The following is a 16,068-nucleotide window of genomic DNA, read 5'->3' as shown; positions in this document are numbered from 1 at the left end:
AACAAGTCATCTGCTGCCCATTTGGACCGCATTGATCGCGTCGATACGAAGGCTCAGGTAGCTCTATCCTGATCCATAATGACCTTCAGTATCGAATGACGCTTGCGCCCCAGGTGAAACCGCCGCCCATCGCTTCAAGTACCAGCAGATCATCCGGTTTTATGCGGCCATCACGAACAGCAGCATCAAGCGCCAAAGGCACCGACGCCGCCGACGTATTTGCATGCTGATCCACTGTCTTGATTACCTTTTCAGGCGCTAGGTTTAGTTTTTTGGCAGTCGCATCCAATATACGGGCGTTGGCTTGATGCGGCACAACCCAGTCAACATCATCCATTTGTTCACCGGCGGCATCCAATGCCTCGGTCAATACTGATGACAGATTGACAACGGCGTGACGAAACACTTCTCGTCCCTTCATACGAAGCTTTCCAACCGTTCCTGTCGTACCCGCACCCCCATCTACATAAAGTAACTGGTTATGCTCGCCATCTGCATGAAGTCGCGTCGACAGCACCCCTTTTTCTGTTTCTTCGCCAGAAAGAATGATCGCACCTGCGCCATCACCAAATAATACGCAGGTCGCTCGGTCTTCCCAGTCCAGGATTCGACTGAATGTTTCCGCGCCGATAACGATCGCATTTTGTGCGCTGCCAGCGCGTATCATGCTCTCTGCAACGGACAACGCATAGAGAAAGCCCGAGCAGACCGCCGCAACATCAAAGGCAACGCATCCGTTGCAGCCCAGTTCATGTTGCACGATCGTTGCGGTTGCGGGAAAGGTCTGGTCTGGCGTTGCAGTGGCCAATACGATCAAATCAATATCATCAGCAGACAGTCCCGATATGTCGAGTGCTTGCCGTGCCGCGGCTGTCGCCAGACTTGACGTTGTTTCATCATCCTCTGCGATATGGCGAAATTTTATACCGGTGCGTTCAACAATCCATGCGTCGGTGGTATCGACTTTTTCTGCGAGTTCAGCGTTTGACACTTTCGTCCGCGGCAGGGCCGAGCCGGTCCCCTTAATGACCGCGCGGCGGGCGGTCGCGCCACTCATTTGCCAGCTAACTCCACTGGAGGTAAACTGCTGATCTTATTCAGATCTTCGCTAATGCGTTCCAAAATGCTGTCCTCTACCAACCTTGCGGCAACTTCTACCGCATTGGCTACGCCTTTTTCATCGGCACTTCCATGGCTTTTTACCACGACACCGTTCAGGCCCAGGAAAACCGCTCCATTGTGATTGTTGGGATCGAGATGTTCTTTCAGCAATTCTGTCGCCGGTCGAGAAATCAGAAAGCCGATCTTGGAGCGCAAAGAGCTTAGGAAACTGCGTTTCAACAGATCGGTGACGAAGCGTGCAGTGCCCTCAAGCGCCTTTAGCGCAATATTGCCTGAGAAGCCGTCTGTCACGATTACATCAACTTCGCCGGTTGATATCTTGTCCGCTTCCGTGAAGCCTTGAAAGTTCATTGCCAGGCCATCAGCATTTTTCAATGCTTCGGCAGCGACTTGCAATGTTCCTGTACCCTTACCGTCTTCTGTTCCGATATTCAGCAGCTTCACCTTTGGCTTTTCAAAGCCATGCATGATCCGGCTATAGGCTGCACCCATTACGGAAAATTGGACCAGATTGCGGCTGTCGCACTCGGCATTGGCGCCAAGATCCAGCATCACGACGTCGCTGTCTTTCATGGTTGGCAGCAAAGCCGCCAGGGCCGGACGATCAATGCCCGGCATGGTACGTAGCGCAAGTTTCGAGATTGCCATCAGGGCACCCGTATTGCCGGCGCTCACCGCAGCACTTACTTCGCCTGATTTAACTGCGCCGACTGCCATGCCCATTGATGTCTTTTTGGAGCCGCGTAGCGCCTGGCTGGGTTTCGCATCACCGGAAACGACATCTTCAGCGTGTAATATTTCGGAAGCGGCGCTAAGATTGGGATGGCTTTTCAGCGCTTCCTTGATCTCGTTTTCATCACCGACAAACAGGAATTGAAAACCTTCGTGCCGATGCCGGGCTAGAGCAGCGCCGGCAACCATCACGCGCGCGCCGACATCGCCGCCCATCGCGTCAATTGCGATTCGCGGCCTCATCCCCACCGGTTATTCCCCTTGATTAAATGCGTGATGGCGTGACGATAGTCGACCAAAGTCCGAAAGACTAAAGGTCGACTGCCATTACTTCACGGCCATTATAGAAGCCGCAAGCCCCACACATATGGTGAGGGCGCTTCAGTTCACCGCAATTGGAACATTCTTGATAGGCTTCGACTTTCAAAGCATCATGAGAACGGCGCATTCCGCGCTTGGACGGCGTAGTTTTTCGTTTAGGGACAGCCATTGCTAAGCCTGTTCGTTAAATTTCAAATTTCATATATGTGTATAATAAGCCAAACGCCGCTTTTGAGCAAGCTTACCTCTATATATCTACAGAGAATCACCGACTCATGCGTAAGCGAATTACACGCGAAGGGGCGCGTATAACGATTTTCCCGTGCGTTGCAAGCATTGTGCTTCTATAGGCAGGGGATAAATTCAAAAGCTTTTTGGGGGAACGATGATTTTACCGATTACACTTACCATTGCCGGAGCCGCAGCGATGGTCAATATCTGGTTAATGATCCGTGTCGGACAGGTCCGCACATCAGAGAAAGTCAGCGTTGGTGATGGAGGAAATGAAAAGGTTATTCGCCGGATGCGTGCCCATGCCAATTATGGCGAAAGCTTGCCGATCATTTTGATTCTGATTGCGGTTATCGAGCTTGCGACCGGTTCCCATACATGGCTGTGGATTGTTGGCGGCCTCTATATGCTCGGCCGAATTGCCCATGGTGTCGGAATGGATGGCGGAAAACTGGGCAAAGGCCGCACAGTTGGAACTATACTGACACTGCTTATCACGCTTGGTCTTGGCGCCTATGCCATTGCGATTCCCTACTTTAGTGCGACAGACGCAAGTACGTCACCGGTGACGGTTCAAGCAGGCTAGCCCACCGTTCGACTAAGCGCTTGCGCCTGAGGAATGTGTTTGGTTTGCGACCAGGAAACGCCCGAAAATCCATCCGCCAAGTCCGCCCGCAGCCATTTGCGACAGAAAGCCGAGTGTTGAACGCGCGCCGCTGATCGGAACGGTTTGAAACATCATATACATTAGCCCCAATGCGGCGCCAATTGCCGCTGCTCCAGCAATTGGATAGGCAATATTTGCCAGATTGGGGAGCAGCCGCTTTAGGAGAGCTGCAATAGCAAATGCGATCAAAAAGCTAAGGGCAATGATCACAAAATATAATAGCATATTGGATATATCGAATAAGGTCATGTTAAGCCGATCGCCCCATGTCACGGGAACGCCATGCGCATTCATCACAAATTGAGAATTGACCGTTGTTCCCACAATATAGGTGATCAATGCTCCTCCGAATAGTCCGAGAATAAAGCGTAAAAAACCGGCCATAGTGATAACTCCAGAAGAACATCGAACCTAGCTTCTTTGGCAGGCTGATCAAGCGTAAATGCTTGTAGACAAAAGCCTGGACATGATTGAAAGTCGTAACATCAAGTTCCGGGGATACAAAATGCGCAGCAATTCAATCATTCTTTCGATACTGGTGTCCTGCCTGATGATATCCTGTGCCGATCAGGGGGCATCTTCCTCCGGTGTCAAAACCAGCGAATTGGCTGGCAAGGCCGACCCTGCGCCAATAAACTATGAAATTCAGACCGTCGCAGATGGCCTTGATCATCCCTGGTCTCTCGCCTTTCTTCCCAATGGAGACATGCTGGTGACCGAACGTACCGGCAAACTGAAGCGTGTCGGCAAAAATGGGAAGACTGATCTGGTTCACGATTTTACAACTGGCGAACCGCATCCAACAGTACACTTTGGCGACGGCATGCAGGCCGGGCTGTTCGACGTTGTTCTGCATCCGCAGTTCGAGTCCAATAGTCAGGTCTACATTTCCTATGCCGCGCACCAAGGGGACCAGAATAGTTTGCTGCTGATGCGGTTTAGATATGATGACGGCGCCGCGCCGCGTCTTTCGGAGGGAAAACAGCTATTTGCCGCTTCACCGGCTCGTGTGCAGGGGAATCATTATGGTGCCCGTATTCAGTTTTTGAGCGATGGCACATTGTTGATGCCGGTCGGGGACGCATTCCATTTTCGCGAAAAAGCCCAACAGCTCGACACGCATTTCGGCAAAATTGTCCGCCTGAACGACGACGGTTCGGTGCCAGCAGACAATCCATTTGTGGATAGGGAAGGGGCTTTACCGGAAATCTGGAGCTATGGTCACCGCAATCCGCAAGGAATCATTCTGGCTGCTGATGGGCGGGTTTTCGCCCATGAGCATGGACCTGCTGGCGGTGATGAGATTAACGAGATCAAGCCCGGAGTAAATTATGGATGGCCGACGGTTTCGTATGGGTTAGACTATTCTGGTGGTCGCATATCGCCGTTTGAAGCGCGTAATGGTACGGAGCAATCGCTGGTCCACTTTACGCCTTCAATAGCCCCTTCCGGGTTCGCACAATATTCCGGAGAAGCTTTTCCGGACTGGCAGGATGATCTGTTTCTTTCTGCTCTGGTTCTAAAGCATGTGCGCCATGTCGAGATGGAAGCCGACGGCTCTCTGGGAAAGCAGACGGAACTTTTTGGTGAATTGGGAGCGCGATTCCGTGACGTGCGAACCGGACCGGACGGTTATTTATATCTTCTGACCGAAGATAAATCCGGGCCCGTCAGTAAAATTCTGCGCGTCGTTCCCAAACGGCCTTAGCGCGCCGCCAAAACATCATCCGCCACAAAGGCATTGGTTTTGCGCTCATAGCCAAATTGGCTGGTCGGCCCGTGGCCGGGAATGAAGGTTACATCATCGCCAAGCGGCCAGAGTTTTTGAGTAATGGCGTCGATCAAGTCCTGATGGTTGCCGCGCGGGAAATCAGTGCGGCCAATGGATCCCTGAAAAATAACATCTCCAACCACCGCGAGCTTGGAAGGCTGATGATAGAAAATAACGTGACCGGGCGTATGTCCCGGGCAATGAATGACATCCAGGATGAGATCACCAACCGTCACTTGATCGCCGTCATTTAACCAGCGATCAGGTTTAAAGCTTTTGGCCTCCATTCCATAACGCGCGCCATCACCATCCAGTTGCTCGATCCAGAACAGATCGTCCTTGTGCGGCCCTTCGATTGGCAAGCCGAGTTCTTCGGCAAGCATCCCGGCTTGGCCGCAATGATCGAGATGGCCGTGGGTGATGATGATTTTTTCCAGGTCAACACCATGTTCGGCGACCGCTGCCTTGAGCCGGCCCAAGTCTCCGCCTGGGTCACTGAGTGCAGCCTTGTTTGTCTTGGTACACCACAAGAGGGTGCAATTTTGCTGGAGCGGTGTGACCGGAATAATCACGGCCTTTAAAGGAGCTTCTGTCATGCACAGCTATTTGGCGGGGCGGCCAGCAAGTTGCAAGGCCTGATAGTGTTAAGTGGCTGAGAGTGACCGTCTATAGCCGCCGACCGGTCCAAACCACGCGCCCAATGATATTGACCTCTCGCGGTTCGACATCGCCCCAGTTGGGATAGCGATCATTGTCGCTGCGAATCGATAACTTGCCTGACGGTCGAAGCGCCAGCCGCTTTACCAGCAGAACATCGTCCATCCGCAGCACGTAGATGCCATCGCGCAAAGGCCGTTCAGCAGCACTGTGGTCGACCATGATATCGTCGCCATCACACAAGGTCGGGTCCATTGAATCGCCATCGACAGAGATTAGCGACAAGTTGGCCGGATCAGGGCCAAGCTGTTTCAGCCATTTCGCGCCAAAGGCCATATTGTCTTGAATGGCGTCATCGTCCGCCAACGATCCGGGGCCGGCAGACGCTTCGACTTGCAGTTGCTTGATTCGAACGAGATTATGGCTGGCAATGCTGGCTGAGCTGCCACCTGGCATCTGACCCGTGCCGCCCAGCACTTGCTCGTCGACCGCATAAAACTCCGCCAGCTTTCGCCGATCATTTTCATCGAGTTTCTTGGGTGTACCACGCTTTATATACTGCTGAATATAGGCGGGGTTTTTGCCCAGCATCCGGGACAATGATGAAAAATCGTCACCATTTTTCCGGATCAACTGTTCCAGATTACTGCGTGGATCTCCCTCCGCCATTGGTATCGCTTGGGCCATATAACGGATTTAGCCTCAATGACCGGAATTGGCAATAGGAAAAATCCTAGACATGTAGGAAATTACATTTCAAATAGGAAAATGCCTATTTTGGACGAGTCGTCAGCCGAAATCTTGTCCGCAGACTGCTTAAACTGAACGGAGATCAAGCAATGTATCTTATAAGGAAAATCGAGGTTTTCATGCGCGAATCGGGCATGGCATCGACGAAATTCGGACGCCTAGCGGTCCGCGATCCACGCTTTGTGGACGACTTGCGCAATGGCAGGCAACCAGGGAGCAAAATTTCAAAACGTACGGAACATTTCATAAACAAATGGAGAAATGATCATGCGGGCTGAAACCGTTGAGAGAGAGAAACCAAAGGATCGCAGCCATAGGGATCCGGGATCGAGAATAGTTGAACAGCTGCAAAAGCTGTTCGGTGCGGATTATGAGGTGACGATGGTGCGAGAGCGACCATGGGCCAGTATCACCTTCTCCGGCACCCGGCATATTCTAGTTGTTAAACTGGCTGTGCTCGGGGAGATGCCCGGGATCGGTTCAGCTTGCAATCAGTTGCCCGACTATGAGTTTAATCTGCCCGGCCAATTTGTCGCTGACATTCTAGTTCACAGCGAAAGCACCAGCGACCAACAGATCACGATCGAGTTGCTCACCATCAATGATCCAGTGGACAACGGGTAGCAGGTCGTTGATGAAACCCGATTAACGCTGTGCAGTCATTTTTTCGAGAGTCCCGAGTGCCGCTTTCAGTGCGGCATCCATATCGGCCTGTTGAGCCGCTTGCACCTGTTCGGCGGTTCTCTCAACTTCCTTGAGGGGCGGATGTGCAATAGCAGGCGCTTCTCCATGCATCTCAGAGGCCGGTGCTGTTTCGGGTGGTTCTACGGTCTCTGCATTCGCCATCATAGCATCAGTAGTTCGGCTAAACGCATCCAATTGTTTTAAGCGGTTCAAGCCGGACTCAAGCCGATCAGCCAGTTCCGCGATCGTAAGATCTGACAGATCTTGTGCTGCTACTGGCATATCAGGCGATACTGGCATCGCGGGTTCCTGCCGGACAGGTGCTGTTTCATGAGCCGCTTCAGAAGCTGGCGGTGTGAACGGTGTAATTGAAGGCATCACAGCATCTGACATCTCATCCGCTTGCGCCTCTTGAGTTTCCGCGTCTGGAACCTCTGAAGCAGCAGTGTCTTCAAAGGGTTGAATGGCTTCGGCAACTGGCGACATTTCGTCCGTTTCCGCAAATAAAGGCGGACGCTCTGGTGCAGCGGATTCGCTGTCGACTTTGCGCAATTGCGGCAAGTCAGCAAGATCCATAACTCTGGCTTTGTCCTTTTTCGGCTTCTTCAGAAATTTTGTCAGCGATTTGGCATCGAATTTAGGCAGACTGAAGCGACTCTTTTTCGCCTTAGCTTCCTCTTCCAGGTCCAGTTCGATCGGACTGGCAGCATTAATTTGTTCTCGAAGTGCAACGCCCATGTCAGAGCTCCCTTTGCGATTTAGAAATAAGTAAATTGTTGATGCGGATACCATCCCCGCCAGAATAGCGATGAGGCCGCGCGCCGTGTTGCCCAGTGGCGGTGCCGCGGCGGGCACGATTTCCGAAAGCCCTGTCGCGCCGATAATGTTTTCCAGATAAATATGCGGGAGCGTGACAATAACCAGCGCGGCGCCAAATCCGGCGGCTACCGAAAGGACTGGGTCCTTAAACCGTGCTATATTGCGATCCGTCTGTTCCACCATGTTCTCCGCCATATCAGGCTGCTCGCTCATAGGATTTATGTGCAATCAGCCTTTGGTAAACAGGTTTGTAACGCAAAATGTTTGACGACCAGTTACGATCCGCTTCAACAAATTTCTTTGCTGCTTCAATGGTTTGTGGCCATTCGGCGCGATTTTTCAGCAAATCAGCCAATTTTTGCGCCGTTTTTTCCGGAGATCCTGCCGGAAATAATGTGCCGGTGAGGCCGTCCTTTATCAGCTCGCGATGACCACCAATATCGGATGCCGCGACAATCCGGCCCTGAGCCATGGCTTCCAGAGGCTTCAGTGGCGTGACCAATTCGGTGAGCCGCATTGATTTGCGGGGATAGACCATGACGTCCATAAGGCCGTAATAACGCTCCACTTCATCGTGTGGCACGCGTCCGGTAAAGCTGATCGCGGATGTCGCAGCAGAGGCCGTGACTTGTTTTTTCAACTGCTTTTCCATGGGCCCCCCGCCAACCAGCAAGAGATGCGCGTCCGGGCACAGTTCTAGAAGATGCGGCATCGCGGCGATCAGGTCATCCAACCCTTCATAGTCGTAAAAGCTGCCGATGAAGCCGAGTACGGACTTGCCGGTCAGGTTCAATTGATCTCTAAGTTTTTCGTCGGGCGCTGGCGGCTTTCCGAACAAGCTCATATCGACGCCATTGGGCGAAACGGTGATTTTTTCTTTCGCAACGCCCCGGGCGATTAGATCGGACTTCAGGCCTTCGCAAATGACGGCAACGGCATCTGCTCCGGCAACAACATGATTTTCAAGCTGCCGCGTTAGCCAATAGCGCGGACTGCCTTCTCGGCCAGTGCCATTTCCGACCGCCGCATCTTCCCAGAAAGCGCGAATTTCATAAAGCAGCGGCAGTCCGGTCTTTTGAGCGACCCTCAGCGCGGCCAGCCCATTGAGCGCCGGGGAATGTGCATGCAAGACGTCGGGTCGCCATTCTTGCACCACTTCGGCAATGCGGTCGGCAAGGACCGAAACTTCTCGCCATTCGCGAACCGGTGATGGACCGCTCACATCGCTCAACGTGCGGAAAAAATTCAAACCGTCGACCTGTTCCAGTGGTTCGGCCGCTTCATAGCCATGCTGATCTTGCCGAACGCCGGTTACGCCAGCAACCTGCAGGCCACTGGCTATTTGCGCCTTCATGATGGCTCGTGTGCGAAAGCAATATCCGCTGTGCAACGGCAGGCTGTGATCCAATATGTGCAAAATCCGCGTCATGGCACAAGTCGTTGCCAGAAAAGGATTAACGTCCCGTCAACCCAAAGCCTGTATCGCACCCAGATGTATATATGAATCTGATGCGTTAGTTGAGGCTGCCAAACTCCATATGATCGATAATTTTTCCATCGCTCTGACCCATGGATTGCTGCTGATCGCGGTATGGCGCCTGATTCACCGGCCCGACCTGGATTTCGAGGATCCACCCGAACCGGATGCAGAGCCTGACGGCTTTCACATGCCCACGAGTCAATCGCTCAAAGGTCAATCTGATGCGTGATCTGGTTTTTGTCGCCTATTTGCTTGCTCTACTGTTTCTGGCGTTTAAGCGGCCGTTTATTTTCACGCTTGTCTACGCCTATATCGACATTGTTGCGCCTCAGCGGCTAAGCTATTTTCTGCTCAATTCCATACCCCTATCGCTGATCGTTTTCGGCATGGCGTTCTTGGGTTATATGGTCGCCGACGACAAGAAAGACAGCCGCTTTTCCGTGCGACAAGGGGCGATGGTGCTGTTGTTGCTCTATTGCGGCTACACGACATTTCAGGGGGCGTTACCCGAAGATGCGATGGAAAAATGGGACTGGGTCTGGAAAGCCTTGGTTTTTGCTATATTTCTGCCGCTAACGTTGAGGACGAAGCTCCGGATCGAGGCGCTGACCTTGTTCATGGTATTGTGCGCTGGCACGCTGATCATAACCGGCGGTATCAAGACATTGGGATCCGGTGGTGGTTATGGGGCGCTGGTGCTGCTGATCGACGATAATGCCGGACTGTATGAAGGCTCGATCATCTCTATGGTGGCGATTGCGATCATCCCGTTGATGCTTTGGTTGTCGAAACATGGCACGATCTTTCCGCCCGACTGGCGGGTTAAATATTTTACCATGGCACTCATCTTCGCGGCTTTGCTGATCCCGATCGGCACCCAGGCGCGGACCGGTCTGGTGTGCATTGCTGTGCTGGCAGTGCTGCAGTTGCGCTTTGTCAAATACCGCTTTCTCTATGCCGGTCTTGCGGTGACCATCGGCCTGATGGCCATCCCGTTTCTACCGCAAAGCTTCTCCGATCGGATGGGCACGATCCAGAACTACAAGGCTGATGAGTCGGCCTCGACCCGCATCGCGGTTTGGGAGTGGACCATCGAATATGCCAATGCCAATCCGATGGGCGGTGGGTTTAACGTCTATCGGCTGAACAAGCTGCGTTATGAACTGGCTCCGGATAAGAAGGATGACCAGCCGGAGCCGGAATATGAATACGAGCTGGAGGATGAGGGACCGATCGAAGTAATTGATGAAGCCCGCGCCTTCCACAGCAGCTATTTTGAGATGCTCGGTGAACAGGGCTATCCTGGCCTTGCCCTGTGGCTGTTCATCCATCTCGGTGGGATCTGGCGGATGGAAGTGCTCCGTCGGCGCTATCGCAAGACCACCAAAGAAGGTGAGATGTGGGTCGCTCCGCTGGCCATCGCGTTAGGTAATGCCCATATTATCTACATGGTCGGATCACTGTTTGTCGGCGTCGCGTTTCAGCCCTTTGTCTATATGCTGGTCGCGCTGCAAATCGGCCTCGACACCTATATGAGCCGCCGCGCACAAGAGGCGAAATGGAGCCCGATTTCGGGACATCTGCCAACCCGTACATGGTCGCAAGCCGCCTCCTGATCCGCGGCCCCTGTTTCCAGGACCACAAAGCAGATGACAGACGCGCATAGTCCGCTACGATCATCGGATGACATCTCCTGCTGTTCCGCTTTCTGTCTCCGCAACTGCTGAACGCTGGCCAGTCAATGGCTCGTTCGTCATCAGCCGGGGGGCCAAGACTCATGTCGATGTTGTTGTCTGCACGGTCAGCGACGGGACCCATAGCGGTACAGCAGAAGCCACGCCGATCTACTATGAGGGTGAAACCGCACAAAACTGTGTTGCCACCATCGAGGCCTTTGCCAGCGCCCATGAGGTTTTTGACCATCAGATGTTGCTCGATCAGGTGCCGAGGGGAGCCGCCCGCAACGCGCTCGACTGTGCGCTGTGGGACCTTGAATGCCGGCAGCATGACCGGCCACTGTGGCGCCATGCTTCTTTGCCCGAACCCAAGCCGCTGATTTCTGCCTTCACCATTTCCCTGGCCGATCCCGCCAAGATGGAAGTCGATGCTCGCGCCGCAGCCGATACCCACAACCTGCTCAAGCTCAAACTATCCGGCAGCAACGACCATGAGCGGGTAGCTGCCGTCCATCGCGGTGCGCCCGCAGCGCGGCTGATTGTCGACGCCAACGAGAGCTGGGATGATCTCGATATCGCCCACGAAGCGGCCACGCTTGCGCAATGGGGTGTTGAGCTGATCGAACAACCTGTGAGTACCGGAAGGGATGCGCTGCTTGCCGACGTCCGTTCGCCGGTCCCGCTCTGCGCCGATGAAAGCTGTCACACCAGCGCGGATATTCCCAAGCTCGCGCGTTATTATCAGGCGGTCAATATCAAGCTCGACAAGGCCGGTGGTCTTAGTGAAGCGATCAATATTGCCGATGCGGCAGAGCAGGCCGGACTGGAACTGATGGTCGGTTGTATGCTCTCGACATCTCTCGCCATCCGCCCGGCCTTTGCGCTGGCCCAGCGCGCCCGATGGGTAGATCTTGATGGTCCGTTGCTTCTGGCCAGGGATCGGAAAGAGGCCATGCATTTTTCAGATGGTAAGGTCAGCCTTGCTGGATAAGGCCGACTTTATCCGTCATATGATTGCCTATCTGTGTCCCAGGACCCTGCCTGAAGGCTGACCGTATTGCAGCAAAAGCAAAGACAACGGACTGCAGCCGGCGCGTGCTATTACTGACAGTATTGTCAATGTTCTTGGCAAGGGATCAAAATTGCGTCATTATCCGTGCAATTGGGAGAGAAATATGATCCGGACCTTACTTGTCGCCACCGCTTTGTGCTGCGCTATGCCAGCGCTGGCCAAAACCATTACTGTCGAAGCCGGCGCGGATGCGCAGGAAAAGCTGCAGGAAGCGCTTATTCTCGCTGAGCCGGGTGATATTGTCGAACTGGGAGCAGGAACATTTATCCTTACTGACGGCCTGTCACTCGATGTCGATCAAGTGACCGTTCGTGGTCAGGGGATGGACAAGAGCATCCTTAGCTTTGCGGGACAATTGGGTGCAGGTGAAGGCCTGCTGGTCACCTCTGACGATGTTGTCCTCAGAGACTTTGCGGTCGAAGACAGCAAGGGCGACGGGATTAAATCGAAAGGCGCAGACCGGATCGTCTATCATGCCATTCGCGTTGAATGGACCGGTGGGCCCAAGGCCAGCAACGGCGCTTATGGCATTTATCCGGTCGAGGCCAGCGACATATTGGTGCAGGACAGCGTAGTGCGCGGAGCCTCTGATGCCGGTATTTATGTCGGCCAGTCCAAGAATATCATTGTCCGTCGCAACACCGCGATAGAGAATGTCGCGGGGATCGAGATCGAAAACAGCTTTGATGCGGAAGTCACCGAAAATTTGGTGACCGAAAATACCGGCGGCATATTGGTTTTCGACTTGCCCAACCTTCCGCAAATGGGCGGACATAATGTGCTGGTCGCGCGCAACGCGATCATCAACAATAATACCGATAATTTTGCGCCCGAAGGCAATATTGTCGCCAGCGTCCCTGCTGGGACGGGCGTGATGGTAATGGCCAATCGCAATGTGCAGGTCGTCGAAAATGCGATGATCAACAACGGCACGAGTAACGTTATGGTGGTGGCCTATACGCAGAGTTTTAATGATCCCAATTATGATCCGACTCCGCGCGATGTCTATATCGCTGATAATGTCTATGGCCGCGCCGGATTTGCTCCGGATTTTGAAGGTGGTCAGCAACTGGCCGCGGCTTTCGGTGGCGCGCTGCCTGGGGTTTTCTATGATGGGCTTGGAAAGGGCCTGATTGTCAATGACACCGTATCGGTGCTCAATCTCGGGCTGACGAAAGTGGGGCAGTCGCCCACAGAAGCCAAGCCATCGCTCCATGAACAAAAAGGCAAAGGCGAAACCGTGGCCCTATCGCCCATCGTCCTGCCCGCATCGATGGAGGCTGCACTCAAATAATGCGCACCTTGATCGCCGCTATTTCTATTTGCGTTGCCGGTTTCGCGGTCAGCGCGGCGCCCATTGCGCCGGTGGCCGATACGGCGATCACAGCAAAGGGCATGCCCAAAAAACTGTCGGACTTCGGCTTTTTTACCGATGCCGCTGGCTGGAAACCCAATAAGGGGGTCGAGCTCTATCAGCTCAACAGCGCCCTGTTCACCGACTATGCCGAGAAATATCGTTATATCTATATACCCGCGGGGCAGCAGGCCGTAGCGGATGGCGATGGCCTGCTTCAATTTCCAGTCGGTTCAGCACTGATAAAAAGTTTCGGCTATGAAATCGACGGAAAAGATCGGCTGCTGGAAACACGGGTTCTGTTGCACCGCGCCGACGGCTGGATTGCCTTGCCCTATGTCTGGAATGCCGAGCAGACCGAGGCGACACTGAAGGTTGCAGGAAAACGGATTCCGGTGCGCTTCACCGATCCATCGGGCAAACAGCGAGACATTAGCTACGCGGTTCCGAACAAGAACCAGTGCAAGGAATGCCATTCGTTGTCCGGTGCGGTGATGCCGATTGGCCCGAAGTCGCGCAACCTGTCGCATGATACACTCGACATGCTGCTGAGTAATGCGATGCTGGAGCAAAAATCCGGCTCTCATCCACCAGTGGTTGACTATGACGACGACGCCATGCCACTGGAAAGCCGCGCGCGCGCCTATCTCGATATTAACTGCGCCCATTGCCACAACCGGCAAGGTTCGGCCAGCAATAGCGGTCTGTTTCTGACCTATGAGGAAGAATCGCCGGTCCATCTGGGTGTCGGCAAACGCCCGGTTGCTGCCGGACGCGGCAGCGGCGGTTTCGAATTCGCGATTGCGCCGGGCAATCCGAACGAGAGCATCATGATGCATCGCCTCAAAAGTCTGGAGCCCGGTGTAGCGATGCCGGAAGTCGGCCGTTCGTTAGTGCATGCAGAAGGCGCTGCCTTGCTCAGCGAATGGATTGCGAAGATGGAGAAGGATTAAACTCTTCTCCTATTTCGCGCGGGTCCAGTTCTGGCCTTGGCAGAAAAAGGCAATGCAGCCCTTCATTTTCAGCTTTGTCGGCGAAAGCAGTTCTACTTCAGAGCGATAGGTTTTCCCCGTCTTGGGATCGTAAACCTTTCCGCGCCAGATTTTGCCATCCGGTTTGAATCCGGTCAAAATCGCAGCGCCCAGCAGTTTCCGGTTACGTAGCTTCTTGTTCGGATTCTCGGTATCTTTCTGATTGACGCCATTGGGGGGTGTCACCAGATATTTGTGAATGCGTCCGCAGACCGTATTGCCGCATTTGCTGATTTTGATAATCGCATCGCGGTCCTGCGTTACCCAACTGCCGTTAATCGAATCCGCGGCCAGCGCCGGCGAAGCGATCAAAAAACTGCCAGCAATGGCGATTGTCTGAAGGTTTTTCATAGTTTCGGTCCACCCCGATTGAATTTATGACGTCTTTGTTTGCGTAGATAATGTTTCCTGGCTTGCCGCTGTCTGAACGCGCCGGAATAATTTCCCGTTTTCCGCCCACAGGATAAACAAAAATGAAGCGACCCCGCAAAAGAAAAATCCAGTGACCAGCGGCAAGGTAGTGCCATCAAATTGCAAGCCAATGGCACCGCCAATCGCAGCGGATATCAAGGTACGGGTGAAGTTCTGAAATGATGATGCGACCCCTGCGCTTTTGCCGAAAGGCTGCATCGCGATGGAACTGAAATTTGCACCGGTGAAGCCGACCATGCCCATCGAGGCCGCCAGCAATAGAACAAATATCGGCAAATTCAACCAGCCCGCCAGCGTGACGCCCAGATGGATGATCGCGACAAAGATGAAAAACAGTAATGCTGCCTGCGAAACCCTTCGCGCGCCAAAGCGCATGACAATCCGCGAGTTGATAAAATTACACAAGGCCATCGCCATAGCGTTGACGGCAAAGATGAATACGAACAGATCAGCCGCGTCGAAAGTCTTGAAAAATATCTGCTGCGCCGATGCGATAAACGCAAAAAGCGGTGCCATCATAAGGCCGCTGGCAAAGACATGGCCGACCGCGTTGCGATGGGTTACCACGCCGCCCCAGGTCTGCGCCACCGAAGCGGTGTTGATCATGATCTTGTTTTCGGGATGCAAGGTTTCGGGGAGGCGCACCATCACCCATAGAAGGACCAGCATGCCAAAGCCGGACAATACGATGAAAATCGTTCGCCAAGGCGCAAAAACCAGCACCAGTTGACCGATCATCGGGGCGAGCACGGGCACGGCCATGAACACCATCATGATGGTCGACATCATCCGCGCCATCGCATCACCTTCATAGCGGTCCCTGATGATGCTGTTGGCCAGTACGCCCATGGCTGATGCAGCAAGGCCCTGGATGAACCGCGCGAGCAGCATCAGATCATAGTTATCGCTGATCGCGCAGAGCAGTCCAAACAGGATGTATACGCCGGTCGTGACCAGCAAAACCGGTTTGCGGCCATACCGGTCGGCGAGCGAGCCGTAGAGGATCGACCCTATGGCCATGCCGTAAATGTAAGACGTGATGGTCCATTGCCGGTCATTCTCACTGGCCAGTCCGAAATCATCGGAGATCAAGCCCAGTGCCGGCAGCATGATGTCAATTGCCAGCGCGTTCAGCGACATCAGGCTGGCCATCATGATGATCAGCTCGGTACGTCCCAGGGGAAATGGAAGCTCTTTCGTATTCACTGGCGGGCTATGGCAACTATTATTCATCGTGGCTATAGGTGAAAATGCTATGATCGCTGGCCG

The 16,068-nt window shown here is 53.7% G+C and carries 18 protein-coding genes; 8 read left to right on the top strand and 10 right to left on the bottom strand.

The genetic code is table 11. The annotated features are described in order from the left end of the window. Window positions 1-85 precede the first annotated feature (85 nt). From DG177_RS09075 to rpmF, 3 genes are all read right to left on the bottom strand, one after another. Window positions 86-1,057: a beta-ketoacyl-ACP synthase 3 gene (locus tag DG177_RS09075; protein WP_108811183.1), complete on the bottom strand. Its 972-nt coding sequence runs from the start codon at window positions 1,055-1,057 to the stop codon at window positions 86-88. Further along, window positions 1,054-2,097 carry a phosphate acyltransferase PlsX gene (gene plsX / locus DG177_RS09070; RefSeq protein WP_108811182.1) on the bottom strand — a complete coding sequence of 348 codons (1,044 nt, stop codon included), beginning with the start codon at window positions 2,095-2,097 and terminating at the stop codon, window positions 1,054-1,056. The genes DG177_RS09075 and plsX overlap by 4 nt, the downstream gene beginning before the upstream one ends. 67 nt (window positions 2,098-2,164) lie before the next feature. After that, the gene (rpmF, locus tag DG177_RS09065; RefSeq protein WP_108811181.1) at window positions 2,165-2,344 is read right to left on the bottom strand and encodes a 50S ribosomal protein L32; all 180 of its coding nucleotides are present in this window, start codon (window positions 2,342-2,344) and stop codon (window positions 2,165-2,167) included. A gap of 216 nt (window positions 2,345-2,560) precedes the next feature. Between rpmF and DG177_RS09060 the strand changes: the two genes are divergently transcribed. Continuing rightward, window positions 2,561-2,992, top strand: coding sequence for an MAPEG family protein (locus DG177_RS09060; RefSeq protein ID WP_108811180.1), 432 nt, complete (start codon window positions 2,561-2,563; stop codon window positions 2,990-2,992). Window positions 2,993-3,004: 12 nt separating this feature from the next. On the opposite strand, the gene DG177_RS09055 is transcribed toward DG177_RS09060, so the two are convergent. After that, on the bottom strand, window positions 3,005-3,457 hold the full coding sequence (locus DG177_RS09055) for a hypothetical protein (RefSeq protein WP_108811179.1): 453 nt from the start codon (window positions 3,455-3,457) through the stop codon (window positions 3,005-3,007). A gap of 121 nt (window positions 3,458-3,578) precedes the next feature. On the opposite strand from DG177_RS09055, the gene DG177_RS09050 reads away from it, so the two are divergent. Next, the gene (locus DG177_RS09050; RefSeq protein WP_337658675.1) at window positions 3,579-4,781 is read left to right on the top strand and encodes a PQQ-dependent sugar dehydrogenase; all 1,203 of its coding nucleotides are present in this window, start codon (window positions 3,579-3,581) and stop codon (window positions 4,779-4,781) included. Here the strand turns inward: DG177_RS09050 and DG177_RS09045 are convergent. Both DG177_RS09045 and DG177_RS09040 read right to left on the bottom strand, forming a co-directional pair. Further along, window positions 4,778-5,440, bottom strand: a complete 663-nt coding sequence (locus tag DG177_RS09045) for an MBL fold metallo-hydrolase (RefSeq protein ID WP_108811178.1) — start codon at window positions 5,438-5,440, stop codon at window positions 4,778-4,780. The two genes, DG177_RS09050 and DG177_RS09045, sit on opposite strands and share 4 nt — an antisense overlap. Before the next feature lie 70 nt (window positions 5,441-5,510). Then, window positions 5,511-6,188 (bottom strand): S24 family peptidase, encoded by a 678-nt coding sequence (locus DG177_RS09040; RefSeq protein ID WP_337658674.1) that lies wholly within the window; start codon window positions 6,186-6,188, stop codon window positions 5,511-5,513. A gap of 330 nt (window positions 6,189-6,518) precedes the next feature. Here DG177_RS09040 and DG177_RS09030 point away from each other — a divergent pair, with 330 nt between their 5' ends. Then, window positions 6,519-6,875 carry a hypothetical protein gene (locus tag DG177_RS09030; RefSeq protein WP_108811176.1) on the top strand — a complete coding sequence of 119 codons (357 nt, stop codon included), beginning with the start codon at window positions 6,519-6,521 and terminating at the stop codon, window positions 6,873-6,875. Between the two features lie 21 nt (window positions 6,876-6,896). On the opposite strand, the gene DG177_RS09025 is transcribed toward DG177_RS09030, so the two are convergent. Then, the gene (locus tag DG177_RS09025) at window positions 6,897-7,967 is read right to left on the bottom strand and encodes a hypothetical protein (RefSeq protein WP_108811175.1); all 1,071 of its coding nucleotides are present in this window, start codon (window positions 7,965-7,967) and stop codon (window positions 6,897-6,899) included. Beyond that, window positions 7,951-9,183, bottom strand: a complete 1,233-nt coding sequence (locus tag DG177_RS09020) for a TIGR04063 family PEP-CTERM/XrtA system glycosyltransferase (protein ID WP_108811174.1) — start codon at window positions 9,181-9,183, stop codon at window positions 7,951-7,953. Before DG177_RS09020 ends, DG177_RS09025 begins: the two co-directional genes overlap by 17 nt. Window positions 9,184-9,292: 109 nt before the next feature. Between DG177_RS09020 and DG177_RS17715 the strand changes: the two genes are divergently transcribed. The 5 genes from DG177_RS17715 to DG177_RS08995 all read left to right on the top strand — a co-directional run bounded on the left by DG177_RS17715 (window position 9,293) and on the right by DG177_RS08995 (window position 14,289). Then, a complete protein-coding gene (locus tag DG177_RS17715) occupies window positions 9,293-9,463 on the top strand; it encodes a hypothetical protein (RefSeq protein WP_337658673.1) in 171 nt (56 codons plus the stop codon). Further along, complete coding sequence (locus DG177_RS09010) at window positions 9,456-10,850, top strand: putative O-glycosylation ligase, exosortase A system-associated (protein ID WP_108811172.1); 1,395 nt, start codon at window positions 9,456-9,458, stop codon at window positions 10,848-10,850. The genes DG177_RS17715 and DG177_RS09010 overlap by 8 nt, the downstream gene beginning before the upstream one ends. A gap of 67 nt (window positions 10,851-10,917) precedes the next feature. Then, window positions 10,918-11,901, top strand: a complete 984-nt coding sequence (dgcA, locus tag DG177_RS09005; protein WP_108811171.1) for an N-acetyl-D-Glu racemase DgcA — start codon at window positions 10,918-10,920, stop codon at window positions 11,899-11,901. A 184-nt stretch (window positions 11,902-12,085) separates the two neighbouring features. Further along, window positions 12,086-13,276, top strand: a complete 1,191-nt coding sequence (locus DG177_RS09000; protein WP_108811170.1) for a parallel beta-helix domain-containing protein — start codon at window positions 12,086-12,088, stop codon at window positions 13,274-13,276. Then, window positions 13,276-14,289, top strand: a complete 1,014-nt coding sequence (locus tag DG177_RS08995) for an SO2930 family diheme c-type cytochrome (protein WP_108811169.1) — start codon at window positions 13,276-13,278, stop codon at window positions 14,287-14,289. Before DG177_RS09000 ends, DG177_RS08995 begins: the two co-directional genes overlap by 1 nt. 9 nt (window positions 14,290-14,298) lie before the next feature. Here DG177_RS08995 and DG177_RS08990 read toward each other — a convergent pair whose 3' ends face one another. After that, a complete protein-coding gene (locus tag DG177_RS08990) occupies window positions 14,299-14,718 on the bottom strand; it encodes a DUF2147 domain-containing protein (protein ID WP_108811168.1) in 420 nt (139 codons plus the stop codon). Window positions 14,719-14,742: 24 nt separating this feature from the next. Next, window positions 14,743-16,032 carry a Bcr/CflA family efflux MFS transporter gene (locus DG177_RS08985; protein ID WP_108811167.1) on the bottom strand — a complete coding sequence of 430 codons (1,290 nt, stop codon included), beginning with the start codon at window positions 16,030-16,032 and terminating at the stop codon, window positions 14,743-14,745. Between the last annotated feature and the right edge of the window lie 36 nt (window positions 16,033-16,068).

The sequence above is a fragment of the Sphingorhabdus sp. Alg231-15 genome (genome assembly GCF_900149705.1).
GTDB lineage: Bacteria > Pseudomonadota > Alphaproteobacteria > Sphingomonadales > Sphingomonadaceae > Parasphingorhabdus.
The sequence above is the reverse complement of the archived record's forward strand: the minus strand, read 5'-3'. Positions and strand labels throughout refer to the sequence as shown.